The organism is Actinosynnema mirum DSM 43827 (assembly GCF_000023245.1).
Lineage (GTDB): Bacteria > Actinomycetota > Actinomycetes > Mycobacteriales > Pseudonocardiaceae > Actinosynnema > Actinosynnema mirum.
This window is the reverse complement of the sequence record NC_013093.1, coordinates 1,522,725-1,547,664: the sequence shown is the minus strand read 5'-3', so window position 1 is coordinate 1,547,664 and position 24,940 is coordinate 1,522,725. Positions and strand designations below refer to the sequence as shown.

Here is a 24,940-nt window from a genome sequence, read left to right as displayed (position 1 = left end):
GAGGTGACGATAGACGCGTGGCGCTCCACCCGTTCGACCTCGACCTGGCCAAGCACGTTGACTCGGCCCTGGCCGCCTACCTCGCCGATCGCCGGGCGCTCGGCGAGCGCATGGAGCGCAGCTTCACCGAGGCGGTGGACGGGCTCACGGACTTCGTGCTCAGCGGCGGCAAGCGCGTGCGCCCCACCTTCGCGTGGTGGGGCTGGCGCGCCGCGGGCGGCGACCCGGACCAGGAGTCGGCGGGCCGCGTGCTCACCGCCGTCAGCTCGCTGGAGCTGATCCAGGCCTGCGCGCTGATCCACGACGACCTCATGGACGCGTCGGAGACCCGCAGGGGCAGGCCGACCATCCACGTCCAGTTCGCCCGGCGGCACCGGGAGAACTCCTGGCTGAGCTCGCCCGAGCAGTTCGGGCTGGCCGCCGCCGTGCTGATCGGCGACGTCGCGCTCGCCTGGGCCGACGACATGCTGTTCGCCGCGGGCCTTCCCACCGACGCGCTGCAGCGGCTCAGCCTGCCGTGGCGCGACATGCGCACCGAGATGCTCGCCGGCCAGTACCTGGACGTGCTGACCCAGGCGCGCGGCGACGCCTCGGCCGACGCCGCGCTGCGCATCGACCGGCTCAAGACGGCCGCCTACACCGTGGAGCGGCCACTGCACATGGGCGCGGCCATCGGCGGCGGCTCGGCCGAGCTGATCGAGGGCCTGCGCGCGTTCGGCCGGGACATCGGCGTGGCGTTCCAGCTGCGCGACGACCTGCTCGGCGTGTTCGGCGACCCGGCGGTCACCGGCAAGCCCGCGGGCGACGACCTGCGCGAGGGCAAGCGGACCCTGCTCGTGGCGCTCGGCGTCGAGCACGGCGCGGACGCGCTGGAGGGCGCGCTCGGCCGTCCCGACCTGGGCGACGCGGAGGTGGACGTGGTGCGCGAGCAGCTCGTGGCGGTCGGCGCCGTGGACGCCTGCGAGCGGCGCATCACCGAGCTGACCGAGTCGGCGCTGCGCGCGCTGGAGGCGGCCCCGGTGGCGGACCCGGCGGTGACCGAGCGGCTGGCGGGGCTGGCCGTGAGCGCGACGAAGCGGACCAGCTGAGGTGCGGCTGGTCACCGGGCGGACCGACCACGTCGTGGTGGTCGGGGCGGGGCTGGCCGGGCTCTCGGCCGCCCTGCACCTGCTGGGCGCGGGTCGCCGCGTCACCGTCGTCGAGCGCGACGCCACCCCCGGCGGTCGCGCCGGGCGGCTCGCGCTGGGCGGCTTCACCGCCGACACCGGCCCGAGCGTGCTGACCATGCCGGAGCTGGTCGAGGAGGCGTTCAACGCGGTCGGCGGGAGCATGGCCGACCGCCTGGACCTGCGGCCGGTCACCCCGGCCTACCGGGCGCGCTTCGCCGACGGCTCGGTGCTGGACGTGCACCCCGACGCCGAGGCCATGGAGGCCGAGGTGCGCCGGTTCGCGGGCCCCGAGCAGGCGCGCGGGTACCTGCGGCTGCGGGCGTGGCTGACCGAGCTGCACCGGGTCGAGCGGGACGCGTTCATCGGCGCGAACTTCGACTCGCCGCTGGACCTGCTCACCCCGCAGCTGGCCAGGCTGGCGTCGCTGCGCGGGTTCGCCAGGCTCGACCCGACGGTGGGCCGGTTCGTCACCGACGAGCGGCTGCGCCGGGTGTTCACGTTCCAGTCGCTGTACGCCGGGCTCGCGCCGCGCAAGGCCATGGCCGCCTACGCGGTGATCGCCTACATGGACGCGATCGCGGGCGTGCACCACCCGCGCGGCGGGGTGCGGGCGCTGCCCGACGCGCTGGCCGCCGCAGCCGCCGACGCGGGCGCGGACCTGCGGTTCGACACGCGGGTGGCGTGGCTGGAGCGGATCGGCGGGCGGGTCACGGCGGTGCGCACCGCGCACGGCGAGCGGATCGCGTGCGACGCGGTCGTGCTCACCCCGGACCTGCCGGTGTCCTACCGCCTGCTGGGGCACCGGCCGCGCAGGCTGCTGCCGGTGCGCTGGTCGCCGTCGGCGGTGGTGCTGCACGCGGGCACCCGCGGGCGCTGGGACGAGCTGGCCCACCACACGATCTTCTTCGGCGACGCCTGGGAGCGCACGTTCGACGAGGTCATCGACCGGGGGCAGCTGATGAGCGACCCGTCGCTGCTGGTCAGCAGGCCGCCGGAGGAGGACGCGGCGACGTTCGTGCTGGCGCCCGCGCCGAACCTGCGGGCGGGGCGGATCGACTGGGAGCGGGTCGGGCCCGCCTACCGGGACGAGCTGGTGGCGGAGCTGGAGCGGCGCGGGCTGACCGGGTTCGGCGACTCGATCGAGGTCGAGCGCCTGGTGACGCCGAAGGACTGGGCCGCGCTGGGCATGGCGGCGGGCACGCCGTTCTCGGCGGCGCACACCTTCGCCCAGACCGGGCCGTTCCGGCCGAGGAACCTGGTGTCCGGGGTGGAGAACGCGGTCCTGGCGGGCTGCGGCACCACGCCGGGCGTGGGCGTGCCGCCGGTGCTGGTGTCCGGGAGGCTGGCCGCGCAGCGGATCACCGGGGTGGCCGCGCCGGTGGGCAGGCGCCCGGTGGCGGGGCTGCTGGCGCGGGTCTCCCGGCGCTGACCGAACCGGCGGGGAGGCTGGGTCCGCCCCGCCTGAGGACGGGCCCTGACCAGCCCCTACGCCGGGCGGCCGACCGTCCGCGCGTGCCCGCGGGGCGCTCCGGCCGCCCCTTCCGGACAACCGGGTCTCGGGGCGGCTTCGGAGCGGTTCCAGAACGGTTCCGAAACCCCTCCCGCGCGACGCCCGGTCGGGCGGGGTGGCGCGACCACCAGCCCGAACCGGCCCCCGCCGAGCCCGGAATGCCCGAATATCGCGCGGGAATACTCCGTGCGGCGCATCGTCCCACCGGGGCCGACGTGCGAGGATCCCCCTCGGGCGCACGGCGGCGTCACGCGTGAGAGCCATTGCATCCCGCCTCGCGCGCGCGTTGTGCGACGATGTCCCGGCGATGGCCGCGACTCCGTCTTCCTCCCGTTCGAGCACCGCAAGCGTCGAGCCGGTGCGCTCCTCGGCGACCCCCGGAACCGAGCCTCGGGGCATCCCCGTCCGGACGATCCTGCTGGGCGTCGCGGGGGTCATGCTCGTCGCGCTCGGCGGCAGCGGCGCGGGCGCCGTGGTCAAGCGCGACCCCCTGCTGGCCGCGACCTCGCTGAGCTGGATCCGCTACGGCCACGGCCAGGACCTGGCCACCGCCGTGCTCTACCTCGGGCTCGCGCTCGTGGTGTGGTCGTGGGTCCGGCTGGGCCGGATGGTGCTGCGCGGGCACGTGGGCAGCCGCGCGGTGCTCGCCGCGGTGGGCGCCTGGACGCTGCCGCTGCTGTTCGCGCCGCCGCTGTTCAGCAAGGACATCTACAGCTACCTGGCGCAGGGCCAGCTCGCGCTCAACGGGCTCGACCCGTACCAGGTGGGCCCCGCGGTGCTCCAGAGCCCGCTGTCGGACAACGTGAGCTGGGTCTGGCAGAACACGCCCGCCCCGTACGGCCCGCTGTTCGTGCTGCTGTCCGAGGGCGTGGTGTGGCTGACCGGCGGCAGCGTGATCGGCGGCGTGGTGCTGCTGCGGCTGGTGCTGGTCGTGGGGCTGGCGCTGGTCTGCTGGTCGCTGCCCGGCCTCGCCCGGCACCTGGGCGGCAAGCCCGCCGTGGCGCTGTGGTTCGCGGCGGCCAACCCGCTGGTGCTGGTGCACCTGATCGGCGGCGCGCACAACGACATGCTGATGGTCGGCCTGATGGCCGCGGGCGTGCTGCTGGTGCTCGACGGCAGGCACGTGGCCGGGATCGTGCTGGTGACGCTGGGCGTGGCGGTCAAGGCCACGGCGGCGGTCGCGCTGCCGTTCCTGGTGCTGGTCTGGGCGGCCCGCACGGAGGGCCCCCGGCGGTCCGCGGTCGGCCGGGCCATCGGGCGCGGCGTGGCGGTGTTCGCCGTGGTGTTCGCCGCGACGAGCGTGGTCGCGGGCCGGGACCTGGGCTGGCTGCCCGCGCTGAGCACGTCCTCGATGATCGTGAACTGGCTGTCGCTGCCCAGCGCGGTCGGCGACTTCGCGCACACCCTGGTGACGCTCTTCGTGCACCTGGACCAGGGCGTGTTCCTGACCGTGGCGCGCGGCATCGGCTCGGCGCTGCTGGTGTTCATCGCCTGGCGGCAGTGGCGGGCGGCCGAGGACGGCGGCCCGAACGCGGTGTTCCGCGCGGCCGTGACCATGCTGGCGGTGGCGCTGCTCTCCCCGGCCACGCTGCCCTGGTACTTCACCTGGCCGCTGGTGCTGGGCGCGGGCCTGGCCTGGACGGTCAGCGGTCTGACCACGGTGGCGTTCTTCTCCACCTGGCTGCTGCTGGTGACCTTCCCGAACGGCGACACCGCGCTCTACTCGTGGGGCTACCTGCTGGTCGCGGTGCTGCTGTCGGCGCTCGCGGCGGTCTCCCTGACCAAGGACGACCCGCTCCGGCTCTCGGGCAAGCCCTAGCTTGGGCCACCCGAGCGCATTTCAGCCACCGGAGAGCGGACCGGAGCCACCGGAGAGCGGACCGGGCGGCTCCCCGTGGGGAACCGCCCGGAGCGGGCGCGCCGTGCCCGACGCGCCCCGGTCGACTTCGTGGTGGTGTTCCGGGCGCCCGCCGCGCGACGCGGCGGGCCCTGGCGCGTCAGAAGGCCATGGCCTGCGCCCTGCGCTTGACCTCGCGGCCCCGGTCACCGCGCAGCGCCTCGATCGGGCTTCCGGGCAGGGTGTCGTCCTCGGTGAACAGCCAGCGGAGCATCTCCTCGGTGGAGAAGCCGGAGTCGCGCAGCACCGTGATGGTGCCGGGGAGCCCCTTCACCACGTTTCCGGCGGCGACGAAGTCGGCGGGGACGACCAGGACGCCGTCGCGCCGCTCAGCGAGGAGCTGACCGTCGCGCAGCAACTGGTGAACACGGTTGACCGGCTGGCCGAGCCGCTCGGCGACCTCGGCCAGGCCGAGTACCTCGATCTCGGGAGCCAGCACATCAGCAGCGGCAGGAATCGCACTCACGAACGCCACGATGCCACAGCGCGAGGAGCAATGCCCTGCACCAACCGGGTGGTGGGCGTCGGAAGCCCGCCACCCACCGGAAACCCGCTGTTCGCCGGGCCGTCCACCGCCCGGACGACCCGCGCCTTGACGGCAATCCCACAGCGGAGCCGCCATGATCGGGTGCGCGGGCGCGACTCACGGGTTCGGCCGGTATCTCCTCCACCGTACGATCCACCCCTGTGGAAAGGTCGTCGACTCACGTGACCGGCGGGCTGCTGGAACACCGCTACCAGATCGGCTCCCTCGTCGCCAGGGGAGGGATGTCCGCCGTCTACCGGGGCGTGGACACCCGCCTGGACCGGCCGGTGGCCATCAAGGTGATGGACTCGCGCTTCTCGGCGGACCCGTCCTTCGTCGCCCGCTTCGAGGGCGAGGCGCGCACCGCCGCGCGGCTGCACCACCCCGGCGTGGTGGCCGTGCACGACCAGGGCGTCGACGAGGACCGGGTGTTCCTCGTGATGGAGCTGGTCGAGGGCGGGACGCTGCGCGACCTGCTGGTGGAGCGCGGCAGGCTGGAGCCCGCGCTCGCGCTGTCCGTGCTGGAGCGGGTGCTCGCGGCGCTGGCCGCCGCGCACCGGGCCGACCTGGTGCACCGCGACGTGAAGCCGGAGAACGTGCTGATCGGCGCGGACGGCGTCGTCAAGGTCGCCGACTTCGGGTTGGCGCGGGCGATGTCCGGGTCCGGGATCACCAGCGACAGCGTGATCATGGGCACGGTCGCCTACCTCTCGCCCGAGCAGGTCGCCACCGGCGCGGCCGACGCGCGCAGCGACGTGTACCAGGCGGGCATCGTGCTGTACGAGATGCTCACCGGCGCGCCGCCGTACGTCGGGGACAGCGCGATCTCGGTGGCGTACCGGCACGTCAACGACGTGGTGCCGCCGGTGGAGGGCGTGCCCGCCGAGGTGGCGGAGCTGGTGCGCAGGGCGACCCGCAAGGAGCCGTTCCTGCGGCCCGCGGACGCCGCCGCGTTCCTGGCCGAGGTGGAGGCCGCGAGGACGAAGCTGGGCCTGGCGGCGGTGCAGGTGCCGCTGCCGACCACGCGCACGCCGCTGGCCGCGCCCGCGCCGTTCCCCGGCGCGCCGCTGCCGCCGTCGACCTCGCAGCACGTTCAGCTGCCGCCCGCGACCTCCCAGCGGGTGCCGCTGCCGCCGTCCACCTCGCAGCAGGTCCCGCTGGCGCCGGGGGTGTCCCAGCAGGTGCCGCTGACCCCGTCGACCTCGCAGTCGGCGCCGGTGTCGACCTCGCAGCGGGTTCCGCTGCCGCCGTCGGCGTCGCAGCCGGTGGCGACCGGCACCCCGCCCGGCGGGGTCGTCGCGGCGGCCGGTCTCGGCACGCCCGCGCCCGGCTTCCCGGCCCAGACCCCGCCCGGCGGCTTCCCCGCGCCCGGCACCCCGGCTTCAGGCTTCCCGACCGGCACGCCGCCCGGTGGCGTCCAGGTCGGCGGCGTCCAGGTCGGCGCGGACGGCTTCCCCACGAGCACCCCTCCCGGAGGTGTCCCGGCGGCGGGCACACCCGCGGGCGGCGTCCCCGTGAGCTCGGGAGCCCACGCCAAGCCCGACGCCGACGACGAGGCGACCGTGGTCGGCGGGCCCGAGGAGACCCTGCAGATCCCGCCGGTGACCGGCACGCCCGCAGGCGGGTTCGCCGAGCCGACGCTGCCGGTGGCGCGCCCCAAGCCGGGTGGCCCCACCGGTCCGCAGGGCACGATGGCGCTGGCCAGGCCGGGCGTCATGCCGTCCGCGCCGCCCGCCCCCGCGCCCAAGCCGCGCAAGCCCAAGGCGCAGAAGAAGACGCCCGAGCAGGTCCTGGAGGAGGAGCGCCAGCGCAGCAAGCGGCAGTTCATCACCTGGACCTCGGTGGCCGTGGTCGCGGCCGTCCTGGCGGGCGTCATCGGCTGGTGGATGGCGGCGGGCCGGTACGCGGACGTGCCCGAGCTGGTCGGCAAGCAGGAGTCCGAGGTGTCGACGCTGATGGGCGACGCCTCGCTGAAGTTCGTCACCGCCATGGAGGCGAGCGACACCGTGCCCAAGGGCGAGGTGCTGCGCACCGAGCCCGCGGCGGGCACCGAGCTGATGCGCGGCGACCTGGTGCGGATCACGGTGTCGCTGGGCAGGCCGGTGGTGCCGCAGCTCAAGTCGAACCTGGACGTCGCGGTCGCGCAGCAGGAGCTGAAGCTGGTCGGCCTGGAGGGCGAGGTCAACGAGGCCGAGAACGCCTACAGCGCCACCGTCCCGGTCGGCAAGGTCGTGACGCTCAAGCCCGAGCCCGGCACCCAGGTGCCGATCGGCACGAAGATCACGATCGTGCTGAGCAAGGGCCCCGAGCCCAAGCCGGTGCCGGACGTGGTGGGCAAGAGCAAGGCTGACGCGTTCGCCGAGCTGACCGCCGCGGGCTTCGAGCCGGTGGAGGGCAAGGCGGAGTTCGCCCAGGGCGTCGAGGAGGGCAAGGTCATCCGGATCACGCCCGCCGCGGGCACGAACGTGCCGGAGGGCGACAAGAAGGTCACCGTCGTGGTGTCCGGCGGTGCGGTGACCGTGCCCGAGGTCAAGGGCAAGCGGGTCAAGGACGCGCGCAAGGACCTGGAGAAGCTCGGCCTGGAGGTCGAGGTCCAGTTCAACGGCAGCGACCGGGCTCGGGTGTTCAGCCAGAGCCCCGACGCGGGCGCGAAGGTCGAGAAGGGCAGCCGGGTCACCCTGGTCGGCATCTGATCCCGCGCGCGAACCCGGTCCGGGCAGCCGTCAGCGCTGCCGGGGCCGGGTTCGCCGTTTCCGCGGGGGCCGGGTGCGCACGAACGCCCCGCCCCCGGCGGACCGGGAGCGGGGCGTTCGGGGCCGTTCAGGGCCGTTCGGGGCCGTTCAGCGGGACGTCAGGAGCGGAGCATCTCCGCCACCAGGAAGGCCAGCTCCAGCGACTGCTGGGTGTTCAGGCGCGGGTCGCACGCGGTCTCGTAGCGGCCGGCCAGGTCGGTGTCCGAGATCTCCTGGGCGCCGCCCAGGCACTCGGTGACGTCCTCGCCGGTCAGCTCGATGTGGATGCCGCCGGGGTGCGTGCCGAGCCTGCGGTGCACCTCGAAGAAGCCCTGCACCTCGTCCACGATCCGGTCGAAGTGCCGGGTCTTGTAGCCGGTGGACGACTCGTGCGTGTTGCCGTGCATCGGGTCGCACTGCCAGATCACCTTGTGCCCGGAGGCGGTGACCTTCTCGACGATCGCGGGCAGCACGTCGCGCACCTTGCCGTTGCCCATGCGGCTGATCAGGGTCAGCCTGCCGGGCTGGTTGTGCGGGTCGAGGCGCTCGACGTACTCCACGGCCATCTCGGGCGTGGTGGACGGGCCGATCTTCAGGCCGATCGGGTTGGCCAGCAGCTCGGCGAACGCGATGTGCGCGCCGTCCAGCTGCCTGGTCCGCTCGCCGATCCACAGGAAGTGCGAGGACAGGTCGTACAGCTTCGGCTCGTCGCCCCTGGTGTCCAGGCGCAGCAGGGCCCGCTCGTAGTCGAGCAGCAGCGCCTCGTGCGAGGCGAAGATCTCCGTGGTGTGCAGCGAGGAGTCGTTCACGCCGCACGCCGACATGAAGCGCAGGCCCCGGTCGATCTCGGCGGCCAGCGCCTCGTACCGCTCGCCCGCGGGCGAGGTGCGCACGAAGTCCTTGTTCCAGTCGTGCAGGCGGTGCAGGTCGGCCATGCCCGCGGTGGTCATGGCGCGCAGCAGGTTCATCGCCGCGCCCGCGTTGGCGTAGGCGCGGATCATGCGGCCGGGGTCGGCGACGCGGGCCTCGGGGGTGGGCACCAGCGAGTTGACGATGTCGCCCCGGTACGACGGCAGGCCGAGCGCGTCCGTGCCGGAGGAGCGCGGCTTGGCGTACTGGCCCGCGATCCGGCCGATCTTCACGACGGGGAGGCTGGCGCCGTAGGTGAGGACCACGGCCATCTGGAGCAGGGTGCGGACGTTCGCGCGGATGTGCGGCTCGGTGTTGTCCGCGAACGTCTCCGCGCAGTCGCCGCCCTGCAGCATGAAAGCCTCGCCCCGCGCGACGGCGGCGAGGTTGTCGCGGAGCCGGTCGATCTCGGCGGGCACGGTGATGGGGGGCACGCTCTCCAGCACGGCGCGGACCCGTCGGGCGAGGTCGGCGTCCGGCCACTCGGGCTGCTGGGCGGCCGGCCTGCCGAGCGCGTCGTCCAGCCGCGAGCGGAGCTCGGGCGGGAGCGGCGGGAGCTCGGGAAGCGTGTCCACGGGCACGTCCACGGTCCAGTTCACGCGGTAAAGGGTATGCCTTCCTAGTCCCTGGGATGGCCGTGGGTGGCCTGTGCGCGATGCCGGGCGTGGAGAACCCCCGAACGAATGAAAACGCGGCGCTGACCGACGTCTTCGCGGCGCGCCTGCTGGCGATGGTCGCGGGGAACGGGCAAGGGGACTGCCCGGTGCGCTGGTCGCGGGGACGCGCCGAGGCCCTGGAACGGGTGATCCCCGGCCCGCAGGACGCGGACCGGGGATCGCCGAACGGCTCGGGGGGAGCCGCGAGAACTCAGCCGAAGAAGACCTCGGCCTCCTGGTACCGCTCCAGCGGCACGGTCTTCAGCTCGGCGGTCGCCTCGCTGAGCTTCACGCGCACGATGTCGGTGCCCTTCAGGGCGACCATGACGCCGAAGTCGCCGTCGGCGACCGCGTCCACCGCGTGCAGGCCGAACCGGGTGGCGAGCACGCGGTCGTAGGCGGTCGGGATGCCGCCGCGCTGGACGTGGCCCAGCACGACCGCGCGGGACTCCTTGCCGGTGCGCTGCGCGATCTCCTCCGCCAGCCAGGTGCCGACGCCGCCGAGGCGGACGTGCCCGAAGGCGTCCTTCTCGCCGGAGTGCAGCACCTCGGCGCCGCCCTGCGGGATGGCGCCCTCGGCGACCACGATGATCGGCGCGTACTGCTTCTCGAAGCGGCGCTCGACCCACGTGACGACCTGGTCCACGTCGAACTCGCGCTCGGGCACGAGGATGACGTTCGCGCCGCCCGCGAGGCCGGAGTGCAGCGCGATCCAGCCCGCGTGGCGGCCCATGACCTCCACGACGAGCGCGCGGTGGTGCGACTCGGCGGTGGTGCGCAGCCGGTCGATCGCCTCGGTGGCGATGTGCACGGCGGTGTCGAAGCCGAACGTGTAGTCGGTCGCGCCGAGGTCGTTGTCGATGGTCTTCGGGACGCCGACGACGCCGATGCCGTCGTCGGTGAGCCGCTTCGCCACGCCGAGGGTGTCCTCGCCGCCGATGGCGATCAGCGCGTCGACCCCGTGCTCCTTGAGGGTCTTGCGGATGGCCTCGACGCCGCCCTCGACCTTGTAGGGGTTGGTCCGCGAGGAGCCGAGGATGGTGCCGCCGCGGGTGAGGATGTCCTCGACGTCGGCGAGACCGATCGGCTTGGTGAGCCCCTCGATCGGCCCCTGCCACCCGTTGCGGAAGCCGAGGACGTCCCAGCCGTGGGTCTCCACGCCCTTGCGGACAACACCGCGGATCACCGCGTTGAGGCCGGGGCAGTCTCCACCGCCGGTGAGCACACCGATGCGCATCTGCTCGTCACCCATCTCTTCATCGTCGTGTCGTGGGTCACCCAAGCGTGACACGCGCTGGATCGGTGCAGCGAAGAGGGGGGTGCCTCAGCGGACGGTGTGGCCGCGCCGCTGCCGGTGCTCCTCGATGACCTTCCACTTCACGAGGTTGTGGCGGGCGTCGGCGAGCGCGTCGTGGGCGTCCTTGGGCGGCGCGGGGAGGGCGGGCTTGCCCACGTCCTCCCACCGCTGGCGCAGGTCGCGGGTGAACCTGGGCAGGCTGCGCGGCAGCGCGGGCATGGCGCCCCACAGCTGGGCGAGGGCCACGTGGTCGTAGGCGGCGAACCACGCCCACAGCTCCACGTCGTCCCGGTTCGCCTTGGCCCCGCCGAGGAATTCCAGCAGCTCAGCGCGCAGGCGGGTGCGGCTCATGTAGGCCTTGCTGGAGGGCGGGGGGAGCTGGTTGAGGACGTTCTCGCGCACCCACGGCCCGGCCTTCTCCGGGTCGAACTCGGTGGAGACGGCGTAGAACTCGCGGCCTTCCTCGTCGACGACGCCGATGGAGACGAGGTCGATCGTGACCCCGTCCTCGATGAACTCACAGTCGTAGAAGAACCGCATCGGAACAGCCTAGTGATCCGGGACGGGCGCACTGCGGGCCGGGGCGGCGCGGGGGCCGCTCCTGGGGCGCTCCGGGCGCCGCGACACCGCTGCGGCGGGTCCTGCGGCGCGATCCGGGGCCCTGCGGCCGGTGGCCGGAAAAATGAGCTGTACGCCACACGCGGGAGCCCGTCCACCCCGGAACGGGGGTGCTCCAGGACGGGCCCCGGCGCGGTCAGCTCGCCTTGCTGTCGGGGAGCCTGCCCGCGGCGGGCGGCGTGGAGGGCTTGCCCGCGGCGTCGGCCTCCTTGGCCTTGGCCGCGTAGACGTCCACGTACTCCTGGCCGGAGAGCTCCATCAGCGCGTACATGATCTCGTCGGTGACCGACCGCAGCACGAACCGGTCGCCGGACAGGCCCGCGTACCGGGAGAAGTCCAGCGGCTTGCCGATCTTGATCTTGATCGGGTACGGCCGCCACACCTTCGACCCGATCGGGTTGGCCTTGTCGGTGCCGATCATCGCCACCGGGATCACCGGGACGCCGGACTCCAGCGCGATCCAGGCGACGCCGACCTTGCCCTTGTAGAGCCTGCCGTCGGGCGAGCGGGTGCCCTCGGGGTAGATGCCGAGCACCTTGCCGTCGCGGACGATGCGCACGCCGGTGTCGAGCGCGCCCTGCGCGGCCGAGGCGCTGGAGCGGTCGATCGGGACCTGGCCCATGCCGTGGAAGAACCAGCGCTTCAGCGTGCCCTTCAGGCCCTTGCCGGTGAAGTACTCCAGCTTGGCGGGGAACGTGACCCGCCGGGAGAGCTTCAGCGGGAGGAAGAACGAGTCCGACACGGACAGGTGGTTGCTGGCGAGGATCACCCCACCCTCGGCGGGGATGTGCTCGGCGCCCTCGATCACCCGAGGGCGGAAGAAGAGTTGGAGCAACGGCCCGACCAAGACGTTTTTGATCAACCAGTAGAGCACTGTTGGAAGCGCCTCCTCGACAGCCGATACCCCCTACCAGCGTACGGAGCAAGAGCCTCGGGGCACAACGAAGCTCGTCGGGGCCGGGTTTCGCGCAAGTCCCTCCGGTCGCCGTAATCCGCAACACCGCGAGTCCGTGCGACGATGGACCGGATACCGCAGGGGGACGCGCCGCCGCGCCCCCGACCGCGATCCGGAGGGCTGGGGGCAGTGGTGATGGACTCCCGACGCGACTCGAACGGCCCTGAGGACGTGGACGCGGCGTTCGCCGAGATCGTCGCGGGACTGGAGCGCGATGGCGTCGGGTCGCGCTGGCCCGACGAGGCCGAGGCCAAGAGCGAGAAGGCCGAGAAGTCGGAGAAGTCGGTCGAGGGCAGGGCCGAGGCCGAACCGGTGCCGCTGCGCCCGGAGGGGCAGCCGTCGGTGGTCGCCGAGGAGGACCCGGAGGACCACTACGTCCCGCCGGAGCCGCCGCCGCTGCCGACGTTGCGCAAGGGGACGGTCGCGGCGCTGGCGCTGATCGTGGTGGGCGTGGTGCTGCTCGTGGTGCCGGGGCTGTTCGGGCTGACCACGCAGTACGGGGCGCCGCTGGCGCTGGTGGTGCTGTGCTCGGGCGTGGCGCTGCTGATCATGCGCATCCGCAACGGGCCGCCGCCGGACTCCGGGTGGGACGACGGGGCGCAGGTCTGAGGTCCGCGCGGGGTCACCGGGTCAGCGCCGGGTCAGCGCTCGCGCGGCGGTGACGGCGCGCCGACCAGCACCCGCACGGTGAAGCCGTCCGGGGCCCAGGTGAGGGCGACGTCGCGGCAGGTGCGGTGGGTGAGCCACAGGCCGAGCCCGGCGGTGGAGCTGCCCTCGGTGGGGACGATGCCCGCCAGTCGGTTCGGCGGCCCCTGCCCCCGGTCGGTGACCACGACCAGGACCCGCTCGCGGTCGGCCCACACGCGCAGGCGGACCGGGGCCCGGCCGTGGCTGAGCCCGTTGGTGACCGCCTCGCTGGCCGCGTAGACCACGTCGTCGTGCTCGTCGTCGGTGAGCGCGGTGGCCGCGGTGGCCCGCTCGATCGCCCGGCGCGCCTCGGCCGGGGTGGGGTCGAGCGCGTCCACGAGAGCGGGGCCCGCTTCGAGCGGGTGCGGCGGGTCGCCCGCCACGACGGCGCCGGGTGCGTGACCGGGGTTGGGCACGTGCTCGCCGTCCGGGCGGAGCAGGCCGGGGTGCGCGCGCAGGACGTCGGCCACCACCCGGTCGGGGGTGACGCGCAGGTCGTAGGGGCAGAGCACGCGCACGGGCGCGTCGGCGAACACCTCGGTGACCGCGAGCTCGAACCGGGCCCACCAGTCCCACCCCGCCCCGGACCGGGGCGACGGCGCGCCCCCGACCACCCGGACCCGCTCCGCGCCGCCGCGCAGGAGCTCGTCGACCTTGCGGCGCAAGACGAGGAGGGCCTCGGCGGGGCGCGGGTCGAGGGGGAGGTCGAGCAGGCCGGGGGTGGGGGGCGCGAGGCGGGAGCGCAGCAGGGCGGCGCGCTCGGGGGCGCAGGCGAGCAGGACCGGCTCGCCGAGGGCCAGGCCCTCGGCGGCGAACGAGCCCGCGGAGGCGAGCAGGTCGGAGTCGGAGGAGCAGAGGACGGTCTCGTGCCCGATGCCGGGGTCGGGGTGGGGGACGGGGCCCGGTGTGGGGGCGGAGGCGGTCAGGGCGCCGGAGGTGGCGGTGGGCGCGGGGTTGGGGGCGGCGGATCGGGAGCCAGGCGCGGCGGCGGTCGCGGTCTTGGAGGCGGCGGTGGGCGCGGGCGCGGCACCGGGGACGGCGGGCCGGACGCCAGGCGCGGCGGTGGACGCGGCGGTGAAGGCGGCAGCGGGCGCGGCGGGCCGGGAGCCAGGCGCGGGGTTGGGGGCGGCGCCGGGCGCGGCGGCAGGGTGGGAGTCGGGCGCGGCGGTGCGGGTGGTGGGCGCGGGCTTGATCCGGTGCTCGACGCCGGGCTCGGGCTCGCGCGGAGTGATGGGACCGGTGGTGGGACCGGTGGTGGCAGCGTTGGCGTGCTCGGGAACGGCCGGGTGGCGGGGTCGCCCACCACGCTCGGGGGCGACCGCCGACCCTCGAACGGGGCTGTCGGCACCGAAGTCGCGCACGGGGTGGATCGTACGTGGATCAGCGGGGGCAGCGCCGCGCCGGAACGATCCGCCTGCCGCGATCCCGTGATCCCGGCGAACGATCGTGAGAGCGCTCCCACCCACCGGGGAACCGGCCCGCGATCCGCGAGGGGCAGTCCCGGAGCGGCGGGGCGGTCGGCGCTGCCGGGCCAGGCGGCACTGCCGGGCCAGCGGTGTCGGCCGGCCAGCGGTGTCGGCTGGCGGTGTCAGCCGGCTGGCGGTGTCGACCGGCGGTGTCAGCCGGCGCTGCCCACCGAGAGCCGCCCCGCGCCGGTCAGCCCAGCCGCCCTCCGGGCGACTGCGTCGCGCCCACCGCCAGGTCCCTGGCCAGGGTCGCGACCCCGACCAGCCCGGCGTCGTCGCCCAGCTGCGCGGTCCGGATGCGGGCCAGGGGGCGGTGGCCCGCGCCGGTCACCACGGACGCGTAGTGCTCGCGCGCGTCGTCCAGGAACAGGGTCGCAGACTCGGACACGCCGCCCCCGACCACGACCACCTCCGGGTCGTACACGTCCGCGACCAGCGCCAACCCCTCCCCCAGCCACCTGGCCAGGTCGGCGACCGCGCGCTGCGCCAGCGGGTCGCCGTCGCGGGCCGCGCCCGCCACCCGCCTCCCGGTGATCGCCCGCGCGTCCCCGCGCGCCTCCCGCGCCAGCACCGTCGACACGCCGGGGTGCTTCGCGAGCAGCTCCACGGCGGTCGAGCTCAGCGCGGTGCCGCTGCAGTACCGCTCCCAGCACCCGCTCTTGCCGCACGGGCACGGCCTGCCGTCCGGGACCAGCCGCAGGTGCCCCAGCTCGGGGGCCACGCCGTGGGCGCCCCGGAACACCTCGCCGTCGATCAGCAGCGCCCCGCCGATGCCGGTGCCCACGGCGACCAGCACCGCGACGCCCGCGCCGCGCGCCGCGCCGAACCGGTGCTCGGCCAGCGCCGCCGCGTTCGCGTCGTGCTCCAGCACGACCGGCATCCCGACCCGCTCCGAGATCCGCTCGGCCACGGGCGCGTGCCGCCACGCCAGGTGCGGCGCGAACATCACCGTGCGCCGGTCCGAGGCCACGAACCCGGCGACCGCGAGCCCGACCGCGGCGACCTCGTGCCGCTCGGCCAGCTCGTGCACCGCCCCGCCGATGGCCTCCTCCAGCGCCCGCTCGTCGCCGGGCGTTGCGGTGCGCGTGGTGTCGAGCACCGCGCCGTCCGCGTCCACGACCCCGGCCCGCACGCTCGTCCCGCCGACGTCGATCCCGATCGTCAGCACGGCTTGCGCACCACGGGAATGCGCTGCACGCGCGGACGCGCCACGCGCTCCTCGGCGGGCCCCGCGCCGTCCGGCCCAGCCGGATCGGGCCCGGCGCCGAACGGACCGCCCGCGGAACCCGCGGCAGCCCCGCCCCGCGCCGCCTTGGCGTCCGCCTCGGCCAGCGCCGTCCGCAGCACCGCGATCAGCCCGGCCACGTGCTCCGCCGCCTTGGAGGCCAGCTGCGACCGGTCGCCGCGCGCCAGCGCGACCGCGTTGCACAGCGGGCACCACCCGCACGCCGCCGGGTCGTGCCCGTCCTCGGCCGCCGCGACGCGGTGCAGCCACGGCTCCGCCCGCTCGGCCGCCGCGTCCAGCAGCAACCGCAACTCCTCGACCAGCTTGGCATCGGCCACGCCGCTCACCGCATCCACAGCTCGGGGTCGGGGCGGAACCGCACCGCCAACCCACCGTCGTCCAGTTCCGCCCCGGTCACCACGCACCGCTTGAGCAGCGGCGGCAGCGGGACCAGCCTGCGCCTGCCGTCCAGGGTCACGGCCAGCTCGTCGCCGACCCGCGCGAGGTCCACGTCGGACTCGCCGACCGCCAGCGCCAGTCGCAGCACGTACTCGTCCCCGTCCCGCTCCACCGAGGTCAGCGCCCCCGAGGTCAGCGCCCCCGACCCGCCGGAACCACCGACCGGGTCCTCGTCCCCGTACAGCCCGCGCGCCACCTCCAGCAGCGCCGGGACGCCCACCGGCTCGGCGGCCCGGTGCTCGACCGCGCGCACCCCGCCGAGATCGGCCAGGTCCGCGAGCACCGCCTCCTGCTCGGCGCGCCGCGTCCGCAGCCAGGAGGCCGCGGCGCCGCTCTCGTCCGCCCCGACGGCGGGCACCAGCCGGTTCGCCACCAGCCCGGACACCCGCACGCCCTGCAGCGCGAGCGCCGCCACCGTGCGCCGCGTCTCGGCCGCGACCACCCGCTCCGGGGTGAGCACGAGCCGCACTGCCGTGTCGTCCGAGGTCAGCATCCCCCGCAGCGCGTCGAGCCGCTCGGCGAGCCGGGACAGCGCGTCGGCGGTGGCGTCCCAGCGGTCGACCGCGCCGCTCCCGGCGGCCCCGGCCAGCAGGCCGCGCACCACCCTGCGGTGGGTCGGGAACAGCCGCTCCAGGTAGCCGGCGAACGCCTCGGGCAGCGCGAGCAGCCGCAGGGTCTCGGCGGTGGGCCCGCAGTCGACGACCACGACCTCCCACGGCCCGCCCGCGGCCAGCCTGCGCACCTCGCCGAGCGCGAGCAGCTCCTCCACGCCGGGCAGCGCGGTCAGCTCCTCGGCGTCCAGCTCGTCCACGCCCGCCCCGGCCAGGACGGTGCGCAGGTGCCCGCGCAGCTCGGTCCAGGCGTCGTCGACGAGCGCGCGCGGGTCGACCTGGGCGGCGTGCAGCCCGGTCAGCCCGTCCGGGTCCACCTCGGTCGGCGTCGCGCCGAGGCGCACCCCGAAGGCGTCGCCGAGCGAGTGGGCCGGGTCGGTGGACACCACCAGCGCCTTGCGCCCGCTCTCGGCGAGCCGGGCGGCGGTCGCGGCGGCCAGGGTGGTCTTGCCGACCCCGCCCTTGCCGGTGAACAGCAGCAGTCCGGCGCTCATCCAGCGCTTTCCACGCGGCGCTTGAGCTCCTTGAGCGCGGTGTCCATGATGACCTTCTCGGCCTTGCGGCGGAACAGGCCGATCATCGGCACGACGAGCTGCACCGAGAGCGTGTAGGTGACCTGGACGCCCGCGCCGGTCGGGGTCAGCTCGTAGCTGCCCTCCTGCGCCTTCTGCATGGTGCCCTTGAGCAGGGTCCAGGACACGCCGGTGGGCCGCCAGGTGTAGCCGAGCACGTAGTCGTCCTTGATGGGCCCCTGGTCGATGGCGAACTCGACCTCGGTGGCCCGGCCGTCGTCGTCCCGCTTCAGCACCTCGGTCTGCTTCACCCCGTTCGCCCACTCCGGGTAGGAGTCGAAGTCGGCGATCACCGCGAGGATCTGCTCGGGGGCAGCGTCGATCACGATGGACTGGGTGGACTCGTCGGCCATGTCGCGCAGGCTACCCGGTGCGCCGGGTCACCAAGCCAGCACGTGCGGCGTTCCGGTCCGCCGGAAGTGCCCGACGTTGACGCACTCGGTCGGGCCGATGCGGGTGCGCCTGGTCATCGGCTGGTGGATGTGCCCGAACACCGACCAGCGGGGGCGCAGCCGGTGGATCGAGTCCAGCACGGCCGTCGACCCCTGCTCGGCGCGCCGGGCCACCACGTCGTAGGTCAGCTCGGCCACGGCGGGCGGCACGTGCGTGCACAGCACGTCGACCTCGCCCAGTCCCGCGAGCACGCCGGTCAGCTCGGCGTCGGTGCGCAGGTAGGCCCGCCACGCGGCGCCGGGCGTGCGGCGGATGTTCGGCGCGATCACCGCGCCGCCGACGAACCCGAACCGCAGCCCGCCGATCTCGGCCGTCTCGCCGTCGAGCACGTGCACGCCGTCGCGGGCGAACTCCGGCCACAGCTCGGGGCTGTCCACGTTGCCCGGCGTGGCGTAGGTCGGCGCGGTCATGGCCCCGAACAGCCGGGTGTACTGCTCGTGCACCGCCTCGCGGACCACGGCCGCCGCGTCGTCCAGGCCGGCCCACAGCGTCCGCAGGAAGGCGCCGGCCTCCGGGCCCATGCGCCCGCGCCGCAGCCGGGCGAACTCGGCGACCTTGTCCGGCCCGAACACCCGGCCGAGGATGCCGCCGGAGTGGTCGTAGTAGTCGACGAAGTCGATCAGGTCGCCCAGGACGACCAGCGCGTCCGCCCCGTCGCCGGCGCGGGCCAGCGCTTCGGAGTTGCCGTGGACGTCCGACACCACGTGTACGCGCACGGGGGGAGAATCTACGGCAGGACCGGGGCGACCCCCGGCTCCCGACCGGCCTCCAGGGCCAGCTTCAGGCCCAGCGACACGCCCTTCGCGTCGAGCTGGCGGCGGCGCAGCTCCTTGCGCACCCGCCTGGCCGGGGCGTCCTCGGGCAGGTCTGCCCGCAGGAAGTAGTGCAGGAGGGTCCCGTCCATGACCGGTTCGAGCCAGACCTCCATGGTCCCGACGAGCGCGCCGCCGACCGTCCAGCGCAGCCCCTGCGCCCCCCGGTCGAGGTAGACCGAGAGAATGAGATCCGGCCAGTGCCGCGCCCACGACTCGGGCGCGGCGAAGGCCGCCGCCACGGTCTCGGGGGGAACAGCCAGGAAGGTCTCGTCCACGACGTCCACGCTCGGCACGGCCGCGAGCGTGCCACGAGATGGCCACGAACCAGCGCACCGGCCTGGTGTATCGCCGGAATCACAGGTTAAGTTCCGTGTCCGGTCGAACGAGTCGGACAAATCGAAGTCGAAAGTCACGGAGGCAACGTGCGCGAGTTCAGCGTTCCCGCTACCGCGTCGGTGGCGCCTGAGGACAACCTCACCGACATGGTGTGGGCGAACGCGGAGCGCTTCGGCAACGCGGTCAGCTTCCGCAGGCGCGTGGACGGAACGTGGGTCGACGTGACCTCGCGTGACTACGCCGCGCAGGTGCTGGCGGTCGCCAAGGGCATGGTCTCCGCCGGGATCGAGCCGGGTGACCGGGTCGGGCTGATGTCGAAGACCAGCTACGAGTGGACCCTGCTCGACCAGGCGATCTGGCACGCGGGCGCCGTGGTGGTGCCGATCTACGAGACCTCCTCCGCTGAGCAGGTCGAGTGGATCCTGTCGAACTCCGGCGCGAAGGCCGTGTTCGTCGAGACGGGCGCCCACCGCGCGCTGCTGGAGCCGCTCGCGCCCGACCTGCCGGAGCTGCGGCACGTCTGGCAGCTGGAGTCCGGCTCGGGCTCGGCGGGCGGCGCGGTGGACGAGCTGACCGCGCTGGGGGCCGAGGTGTCCGACGAGGACGCCCACGCCCGGCGGCGGGTCGCGGGCGCGGACGACGTCGCGACGATCGTCTACACCTCGGGCACCACGGGCAAGCCCAAGGGCTGCGAGCTGACCCACCGCAACCTCCTCTCGGAGATCCGCGAGGCGGTCACGCTGATGCCGCACCTGCTGCAGGCGGGCAACACGCTGCTGGTGTTCCTGCCGCTCGCGCACATCCTGGCCCGCGTGCTGGCCCTGTGCGCCCTGTACACGCGGGTCACCGTCGGCCACACCCAGGACGTGCGCAAGCTCGTCGAGGACCTGGGCACGTTCCGCCCGACGTTCGTCGTCGCGGTGCCGCGCGTGTTCGAGAAGGTCTACAACGGGGCCAAGCAGAAGGCCGAGGCCGAGGGCAAGGGCAAGATCTTCGCGATCGCGGAGGCGACCGCCGTCGAGTACAGCCGCGCGGAGGAGACCGGCGGTCCCGGCCTGCTGCTCAAGGTCAAGCACGCGGTGTTCGACAAGCTCGTGTACCGCAGGCTCAAGGCGGCGCTGGGCGGCCGGTGCATCGCGGCGGTGTCCGGCGGCGCGCCGCTGGGCGAGCGGCTGGCGCACTTCTTCCGGGGCATCGGCGTGCCGGTCATGGAGGGCTACGGCCTGACCGAGACCACGGCGGCGGCGTGCCTGAACACGGCGACGGCGGTCCGGGTCGGCACGGTCGGCAAGCCGGTGGGCGGCACCTCGGTGCGCATCGGCGAGGACGGCGAGGTGCTGATCAAGGGCGACGTGGTGTTCCGGAGCTACTGGGACAACCCGAAGGCCACCGAGGAGGCGCTGGAGGACGGCTGGTTCCACACCGGCGACATCGGCGAGCTGGACGCCGACGGCTTCCTGAAGATCACCGGCCGGAAGAAGGAGATCATCGTCACCGCCGGTGGCAAGAACGTCTCCCCGGCCGTGCTGGAGGACCGGCTGCGGGCGCACCCGCTGATCAGCCAGTGCATGGTGATCGGCGACGCGCAGCCGTTCATCGGCGCGCTGATCACGATCGACCCGGAGTTCTTCCCGTCCTGGCTGGAGCGCAACAACCGGCCCGCGGGCACCGCGGTCGCGGACGTGGTCGAGGACGAGCAGCTGCTCAAGGAGATCCAGGCGGCGGTGGACGACGCGAACCTGGCGGTGTCCAAGGCGGAGTCGATCAAGAAGTTCCGCGTGCTGCCGGTGGACTTCACCGAGGCCGGTGGCGAGATGACGCCGAGCATGAAGCTGCGCCGGTCGGTCGTGGCGAACACCTACAAGGCCGACATCGAGGCGATCTACTCCCGCTAGCGCGCCGGGGGCGGAACAGACGGTTGGCCCACACCGCGGTGTGGGCCAACCGACCCCCAGTGATCGCATGGAGCGAGAGTTCCCGTCCCGGCGCTCGCGGCGGGACGGGACCAGTCTGGCGGGTGGTTCTGTCGTATCGCTGTCGCGCCGAGGGCCGGGGCCGAGTCGATGGCCCTGACCTGGGGTTCTGCCCCGGTCAGCCCGCGATGAGCGAGCCGAGGCGGGCGGCCATGCCGTCCCAGCGCCACCGGTCGGAGACCCACTCGCGGCCCGCCTGGCCCATCTTCGCGGCCAGTCCCGGATCGGCCAGCAGCGCCGCCGTCGACTCGGCCACCGCGTGCGCCTCGCGGCCGTCCACGACGTGCCCGGTCACGCCGTCGCGCACGGTCTCCGGGGCACCGCCCGAACGGCCCGCCACCACCGGCAGGCCGGTGGCCGAGGCCTCCAGGTAGACGATGCCGAGGCCCTCCACGTCCAGCCCGCGCCCGCGCGTGCGGCACGGCATCGCGAACACGTCGCCCGCGTTGTAGTGCGCGGGCAGCTCCGACCAGGGCACCGACCCGGTCAGCACCACGTCGCCCTCGACCCCGTTCTCGCGGGCCAGCCGCTCCAGCGCGTCCCGGTGCGGTCCGCCGCCCACCAGCAGCAGCGCCGCGCCCGGCACCCGGCGGCGGATCTCCGGCAGCGCCCTGATCAGCACGTCCTGCCCCTTGCGCGGCACCAGCCTGGACACGCACACCACCACCGGGCGGTCGCCGAGGCGGTAGCGGGCGCGCAGCTCGGCGCGGGCGGCCGGGTCGGGCGCGAAGACGGAGGTGTCCACGCCGGGCGGCAGGTGCTCCAGCGCGGCGTCCGGGCCGAACGCGGCGGCGAAGCGGGAGCGGGTGTAGCGGCTGACGAACGTGACGACGTCCGAGGTGGAGCCGATGCGGCGCAGGGCCTGGCGGGCGCCGGGGAGCATGGACCAGCCGACCTCGTGCCCGTGCGTGGAGGCCACGACCCGCCGCGCGCCCGCCTTGCGCAGGGCCGGGCCGAGCAGCGCCAGCGGGGCGGCGGCGCCGAACCAGACGGAGTCGCAGCGCTCGGCCCGCAGCACGTCGGCGGCGCGGCGCAGGACGTCCGGGGTGGGGAGCATGAGGCTCGTGGGGTGGCGGACCACCGGGAAGGGCTGGGCGGCGTCGAACTCGGGGTGCGAACCGGAGGGCGACTCCCAGGACGGGGCGTAGACGACCACGTCGGGCAGGCGGGTGACGAGCTCGTGCAGGTAGCCCTGGATGCCTCCGGGGCGCGGCGGGAAGTCGTTGGTCACCAGGAGGGTTCGCGGCACCGCCGCACCGTACCTCGCGGTGGGGTGGGGGCGGGGCGGGCGCGGGGGCCGGGGTGGGGCGGACGGGCGCGAGGGCCGGGACGAGGCGGACAGGCTCAGGGGCCGGGACGAGGCTCGGGTGTAGGTGCGAGCGCGGGCCAGGGCGCGGGCCAGGATGCGGGCGCGGGCCCTCGGTGGGCGGGAGCGGGTGGGCCCCGGCGCGGGCGCGGGGTCAGGGGGTGAACGTCGTGGTCAGGAACCCGCGCCAGGCGGTCAGCTGCTCGGTCAGGCCCGCGCCGGTGGTGGCGCGCAGGGCGGCGTCCACGTCGGACCCGGCGGCCGGGCCCAGCGCGGTCAGGCGGTCGTGCAGGGCGAGCAGGGCGGGCTCCCCGTGCGCCCTCGCCAGGTGCTCGACGAACGACCACGCCTCCTGGTAGGCCAGGTCGATCCCCGCGCCCCGGAAGTCCGCGTCGGGCGGCAGCGCGGACGGCGGGTCGCCCGCGCGCACGCGGGCCGCCAGCGCGGGCGCGACCTGGTCGGCGGGCAGACCGCTGCCCCGGTGGCCGACGTGGTCCGCGAAGCCCTCCAGCAGCCACATCGGCGCGCCGTCCACGACCGAGGCCCGAGTCGCCACGTGCGTGATCTCGTGCCGCAGGAGGACCCGGAACTGGACGTCCGGCAGCGGGGCCACGACCGCCGGGTTCAGCACCACCCGCTGGCCGGTGGGCGCCTGCCCCGGCACGACCGGGTCGGACACGGCCACGGCGGCCAGCCCCCCGCTCGCGAAGCCGTCGCCGACCAGCGCGCGCAGCTCCGCGTCACCGGAGGGGACCAGCACCGCCACCCGCCCGCCCCACCTCGGCCCCAGCACCTCGGTGACCGCGTCCACGGCGTCGTCCAGCTCGGCCAGCGCCCGCGCGGCCTGCGCCTCGCCTCCGGGGTGCGCCAGGACCAGCCCGCCGCGCGCCGCTCCCGCGCGCACGGGCCCGAAGTCCCACGGGCCGCGCCACGTGGTGCGGCCCGGCGCGGTGTCCGAGGTCAGGCGCCAGCGGTCGCCCCGGCGGCTGAACAGGTAGCCGAGCGGCTTCTCCCCCGCCCGCTCGTCCACACCGGACAGCCGGTGCGACAGCAGGACGGTCAGCGCGCGCTCGTCCCCACCGGACTCGTCACCCGCGGCTTCGGCCACCCGGTAGGACCACTCGGCCAGGGGCACCTCGGCCAGCGCGGCGAACAGCCCGCGCTGGGCGGCCAGGAACGCGGGATCGGCCTCGGGGTCCAGGTCCGCGGTGAACGCCGCCTCGTCGCGCTCCAGCACGGCCCGCGCCCTGCGGTCCAGGAGCGCGCGCACGGCCTCCCCCGCGGGGGCGTCCCCATCGGGGACGTCCTCGTGGCGCAGGACGGCCACCAGCCCGGCCGACAGCACCAGCGCGGCCAGGACCGCCAACGCGGTCCGCGCGCGGCTCACCGGGCCGCTCCGGCGGCGGTCGAAGGCACTCGGACAGTGAACCCCACCCCCCGGAACGCGCCTCGGCGGGGCCGCTCCGCTCCCGGAACGACCCCGCCGAGGGGGAACAGCGCGGAGAGGGGTCAGCCGATCCGGCGGATCGCGTAGATCGAGCCGGGGTTGTTGAACGGCACGACCTTCACCGGCACGCCGTCGGTGGACGCGTGCACCACCTGGCTGTTGCTCACCGCCATGCCCACGTGCATCCCGCCGTTGTAGACGACGATGTCGCCCGCCTGGGCCTCGGCGCGGGTCACCGCGCGGCCGACCCCGGCCTGCCCCTGGCTGGTGCGGGGGATCGACACGCCCGCGCTGGCGTACGCCTTCATGACCAGGCCGGAGCAGTCCCACACGTTCGGGCCCGTCGCGCCGTACTGGTACATGTCGCCGATCTGGGACATCGCGAACGAGAGCGCGGCGCCCGCGGCGCCCGCCGGGTAGTTCACGTTGGTCGGCACGCTGCCGACGCTGCCCAGGTTGGTGCGCTCGGCGGAGGTCAGCCGGTTGAGCTGCGCCTTGACCTCGGTGCGCTGCTTGTCGAGGTCCTCCTTGCGCTTGCGCACGTCGTCGGCGATCTTCTTCGCCTCGTCCGTCGCGGTCTGCGCGCGCTTCTCGGCCTCGGAGGCGGTGTCGCGCGCCGCGTCGGCGGCCTGGACGGCCCCGGACAGCTCCTCCAGCGCCTCGCCGTTGTCCATGGCCAGGACGCCCAGCGCGGACATGCGGTTGAGGAAGTCCTGCTGCGAGTCGCTGACCAGCAGCGCGGACAGCTGGTTGAACCGCGCGCCCTCGAAGGACGCCTCGGTGAGCCGGTCGACCCGGCTGCGGAACTTCTCCTCGTCGGCGCGGGCCGCGTCACCGGCCTTGGTCGCGGTGTCGACCTCGCCCTTGGCCTTGTCCAGCTCGGCCTGGTTGTTCTTCTCCTGCTCCTGCGCGCGGAGCAGCTCCTCGTTGAGCTTGGTGGCCTGCTCGCCCAGCTCGTTGTACTTCTTCAACGCGTCGGAGGCGGTGGCGGGCTGGGCCCCGGCCGAGACCGGCGTGATGCCCACAGCCGCCACGGCCACCGCCGTGGCGGCCAGTGCCCCACGCACACCGCGCTTGAGTCGTTGCGACGCCACTCTCGCCAGAGTCTCCTGTCGTGTGAACCGCCACCGGTCCCCGCTCAGCGCGGACGCGGCGCAGCCCCTGGCGGCACCAAAACGAGGTGGAGGGGCGTGCGCGACTCGGCTCCCCGACAGCGCCGATCCGGCGGTGACCCGCGTCGCCTGCCACGCCGGCCGACGATCCTCCGCGAGGTCCCGGCTAGGTTATGAGAGCGGGATGCCCGCGTCCACCGTTGTCCGGC

At 74.7% G+C, this 24,940-nt stretch carries 21 protein-coding genes and 1 pseudogene; 7 read left to right on the top strand and 15 right to left on the bottom strand.

Features of this window, described 5'->3' with window-relative positions:
* The first annotated feature begins 17 nt into the window (after nucleotides 1-17).
* The 3 genes from AMIR_RS07020 to mptB all read left to right on the top strand — a co-directional run bounded on the left by AMIR_RS07020 (nucleotide 18) and on the right by mptB (nucleotide 4,498).
* The gene (locus tag AMIR_RS07020; protein WP_015800242.1) at nucleotides 18-1,088 is read left to right on the top strand and encodes a polyprenyl synthetase family protein; all 1,071 of its coding nucleotides are present in this window, start codon (nucleotides 18-20) and stop codon (nucleotides 1,086-1,088) included.
* Between the two features lies 1 nt (nucleotide 1,089).
* Nucleotides 1,090-2,598 carry a phytoene desaturase family protein gene (gene crtI, locus AMIR_RS07015; protein ID WP_015800241.1) on the top strand — a complete coding sequence of 503 codons (1,509 nt, stop codon included), beginning with the start codon at nucleotides 1,090-1,092 and terminating at the stop codon, nucleotides 2,596-2,598.
* Nucleotides 2,599-3,037: 439 nt separating this feature from the next.
* A complete protein-coding gene (gene mptB, locus AMIR_RS07010) occupies nucleotides 3,038-4,498 on the top strand; it encodes a polyprenol phosphomannose-dependent alpha 1,6 mannosyltransferase MptB (RefSeq protein WP_015800240.1) in 1,461 nt (486 codons plus the stop codon).
* A gap of 178 nt (nucleotides 4,499-4,676) precedes the next feature.
* On the opposite strand, the gene AMIR_RS07005 is transcribed toward mptB, so the two are convergent.
* Nucleotides 4,677-5,042, bottom strand: coding sequence for an Rv2175c family DNA-binding protein (locus AMIR_RS07005; protein ID WP_041837439.1), 366 nt, complete (start codon nucleotides 5,040-5,042; stop codon nucleotides 4,677-4,679).
* 221 nt (nucleotides 5,043-5,263) lie between these two features.
* Between AMIR_RS07005 and AMIR_RS41555 the strand changes: the two are divergent.
* Together AMIR_RS41555 and AMIR_RS41550 are read left to right on the top strand one after the other, a co-directional pair.
* Nucleotides 5,264-6,391, top strand: a pseudogene (locus AMIR_RS41555) (protein kinase domain-containing protein); the annotation flags it as partial.
* 402 nt (nucleotides 6,392-6,793) lie between these two features.
* On the top strand, nucleotides 6,794-7,795 hold the full coding sequence (locus tag AMIR_RS41550; RefSeq protein WP_342626598.1) for a PASTA domain-containing protein: 1,002 nt from the start codon (nucleotides 6,794-6,796) through the stop codon (nucleotides 7,793-7,795).
* Nucleotides 7,796-7,953: 158 nt separating this feature from the next.
* On the opposite strand, the gene AMIR_RS06995 is transcribed toward AMIR_RS41550, so the two are convergent.
* The 4 genes from AMIR_RS06995 to AMIR_RS06980 form a co-directional block, all read right to left on the bottom strand.
* On the bottom strand, nucleotides 7,954-9,342 hold the full coding sequence (locus AMIR_RS06995; RefSeq protein WP_015800237.1) for a class II 3-deoxy-7-phosphoheptulonate synthase: 1,389 nt from the start codon (nucleotides 9,340-9,342) through the stop codon (nucleotides 7,954-7,956).
* A 268-nt stretch (nucleotides 9,343-9,610) separates the two neighbouring features.
* Entirely contained in the window at nucleotides 9,611-10,636 is a 1,026-nt protein-coding gene (locus tag AMIR_RS06990; RefSeq protein WP_041837437.1) for a 6-phosphofructokinase, read from the bottom strand.
* 87 nt (nucleotides 10,637-10,723) lie between these two features.
* Nucleotides 10,724-11,236, bottom strand: a complete 513-nt coding sequence (locus tag AMIR_RS06985) for a polyadenylate-specific 3'-exoribonuclease AS (RefSeq protein ID WP_015800235.1) — start codon at nucleotides 11,234-11,236, stop codon at nucleotides 10,724-10,726.
* Between the two features lie 214 nt (nucleotides 11,237-11,450).
* Nucleotides 11,451-12,188 carry a lysophospholipid acyltransferase family protein gene (locus AMIR_RS06980; RefSeq protein ID WP_015800234.1) on the bottom strand — a complete coding sequence of 246 codons (738 nt, stop codon included), beginning with the start codon at nucleotides 12,186-12,188 and terminating at the stop codon, nucleotides 11,451-11,453.
* Nucleotides 12,189-12,404: 216 nt separating this feature from the next.
* On the opposite strand from AMIR_RS06980, the gene AMIR_RS06975 reads away from it, so the two are divergent.
* Nucleotides 12,405-12,878, top strand: coding sequence for a hypothetical protein (locus AMIR_RS06975; RefSeq protein ID WP_041837436.1), 474 nt, complete (start codon nucleotides 12,405-12,407; stop codon nucleotides 12,876-12,878).
* Between the two features lie 32 nt (nucleotides 12,879-12,910).
* Here AMIR_RS06975 and AMIR_RS06970 read toward each other — a convergent pair whose 3' ends face one another.
* The 7 genes from AMIR_RS06970 to AMIR_RS06940 form a co-directional block, all read right to left on the bottom strand.
* Nucleotides 12,911-14,317: a sensor histidine kinase gene (locus tag AMIR_RS06970; RefSeq protein ID WP_015800232.1), complete on the bottom strand. Its 1,407-nt coding sequence runs from the start codon at nucleotides 14,315-14,317 to the stop codon at nucleotides 12,911-12,913.
* A gap of 295 nt (nucleotides 14,318-14,612) precedes the next feature.
* A complete protein-coding gene (locus AMIR_RS06965) occupies nucleotides 14,613-15,575 on the bottom strand; it encodes an ROK family protein (protein ID WP_041837434.1) in 963 nt (320 codons plus the stop codon).
* Between the two features lie 8 nt (nucleotides 15,576-15,583).
* Entirely contained in the window at nucleotides 15,584-15,985 is a 402-nt protein-coding gene (locus tag AMIR_RS06960) for a hypothetical protein (protein WP_118948218.1), read from the bottom strand.
* 5 nt (nucleotides 15,986-15,990) lie between these two features.
* Nucleotides 15,991-17,211, bottom strand: coding sequence for an ArsA family ATPase (locus tag AMIR_RS06955; RefSeq protein WP_015800229.1), 1,221 nt, complete (start codon nucleotides 17,209-17,211; stop codon nucleotides 15,991-15,993).
* Nucleotides 17,208-17,642 carry an SRPBCC family protein gene (locus AMIR_RS06950; RefSeq protein WP_015800228.1) on the bottom strand — a complete coding sequence of 145 codons (435 nt, stop codon included), beginning with the start codon at nucleotides 17,640-17,642 and terminating at the stop codon, nucleotides 17,208-17,210. The genes AMIR_RS06955 and AMIR_RS06950 overlap by 4 nt, the downstream gene beginning before the upstream one ends.
* Nucleotides 17,643-17,669: 27 nt before the next feature.
* Nucleotides 17,670-18,458, bottom strand: a complete 789-nt coding sequence (locus AMIR_RS06945) for a metallophosphoesterase family protein (protein ID WP_015800227.1) — start codon at nucleotides 18,456-18,458, stop codon at nucleotides 17,670-17,672.
* 11 nt (nucleotides 18,459-18,469) lie between these two features.
* On the bottom strand, nucleotides 18,470-18,850 hold the full coding sequence (locus AMIR_RS06940) for a hypothetical protein (RefSeq protein WP_015800226.1): 381 nt from the start codon (nucleotides 18,848-18,850) through the stop codon (nucleotides 18,470-18,472).
* Between the two features lie 129 nt (nucleotides 18,851-18,979).
* Here AMIR_RS06940 and AMIR_RS06935 point away from each other — a divergent pair, with 129 nt between their 5' ends.
* Nucleotides 18,980-20,788, top strand: a complete 1,809-nt coding sequence (locus AMIR_RS06935; protein WP_015800225.1) for an AMP-dependent synthetase/ligase — start codon at nucleotides 18,980-18,982, stop codon at nucleotides 20,786-20,788.
* A 196-nt stretch (nucleotides 20,789-20,984) separates the two neighbouring features.
* Here AMIR_RS06935 and AMIR_RS06930 read toward each other — a convergent pair whose 3' ends face one another.
* From AMIR_RS06930 to AMIR_RS06920, 3 genes are all read right to left on the bottom strand, one after another.
* Complete coding sequence (locus AMIR_RS06930; RefSeq protein WP_015800224.1) at nucleotides 20,985-22,115, bottom strand: glycosyltransferase family 4 protein; 1,131 nt, start codon at nucleotides 22,113-22,115, stop codon at nucleotides 20,985-20,987.
* A gap of 211 nt (nucleotides 22,116-22,326) precedes the next feature.
* Nucleotides 22,327-23,559, bottom strand: a complete 1,233-nt coding sequence (locus AMIR_RS06925; protein WP_015800223.1) for a hypothetical protein — start codon at nucleotides 23,557-23,559, stop codon at nucleotides 22,327-22,329.
* Nucleotides 23,560-23,681: 122 nt separating this feature from the next.
* The gene (locus AMIR_RS06920) at nucleotides 23,682-24,713 is read right to left on the bottom strand and encodes a C40 family peptidase (protein WP_015800222.1); all 1,032 of its coding nucleotides are present in this window, start codon (nucleotides 24,711-24,713) and stop codon (nucleotides 23,682-23,684) included.
* Between the last annotated feature and the right edge of the window lie 227 nt (nucleotides 24,714-24,940).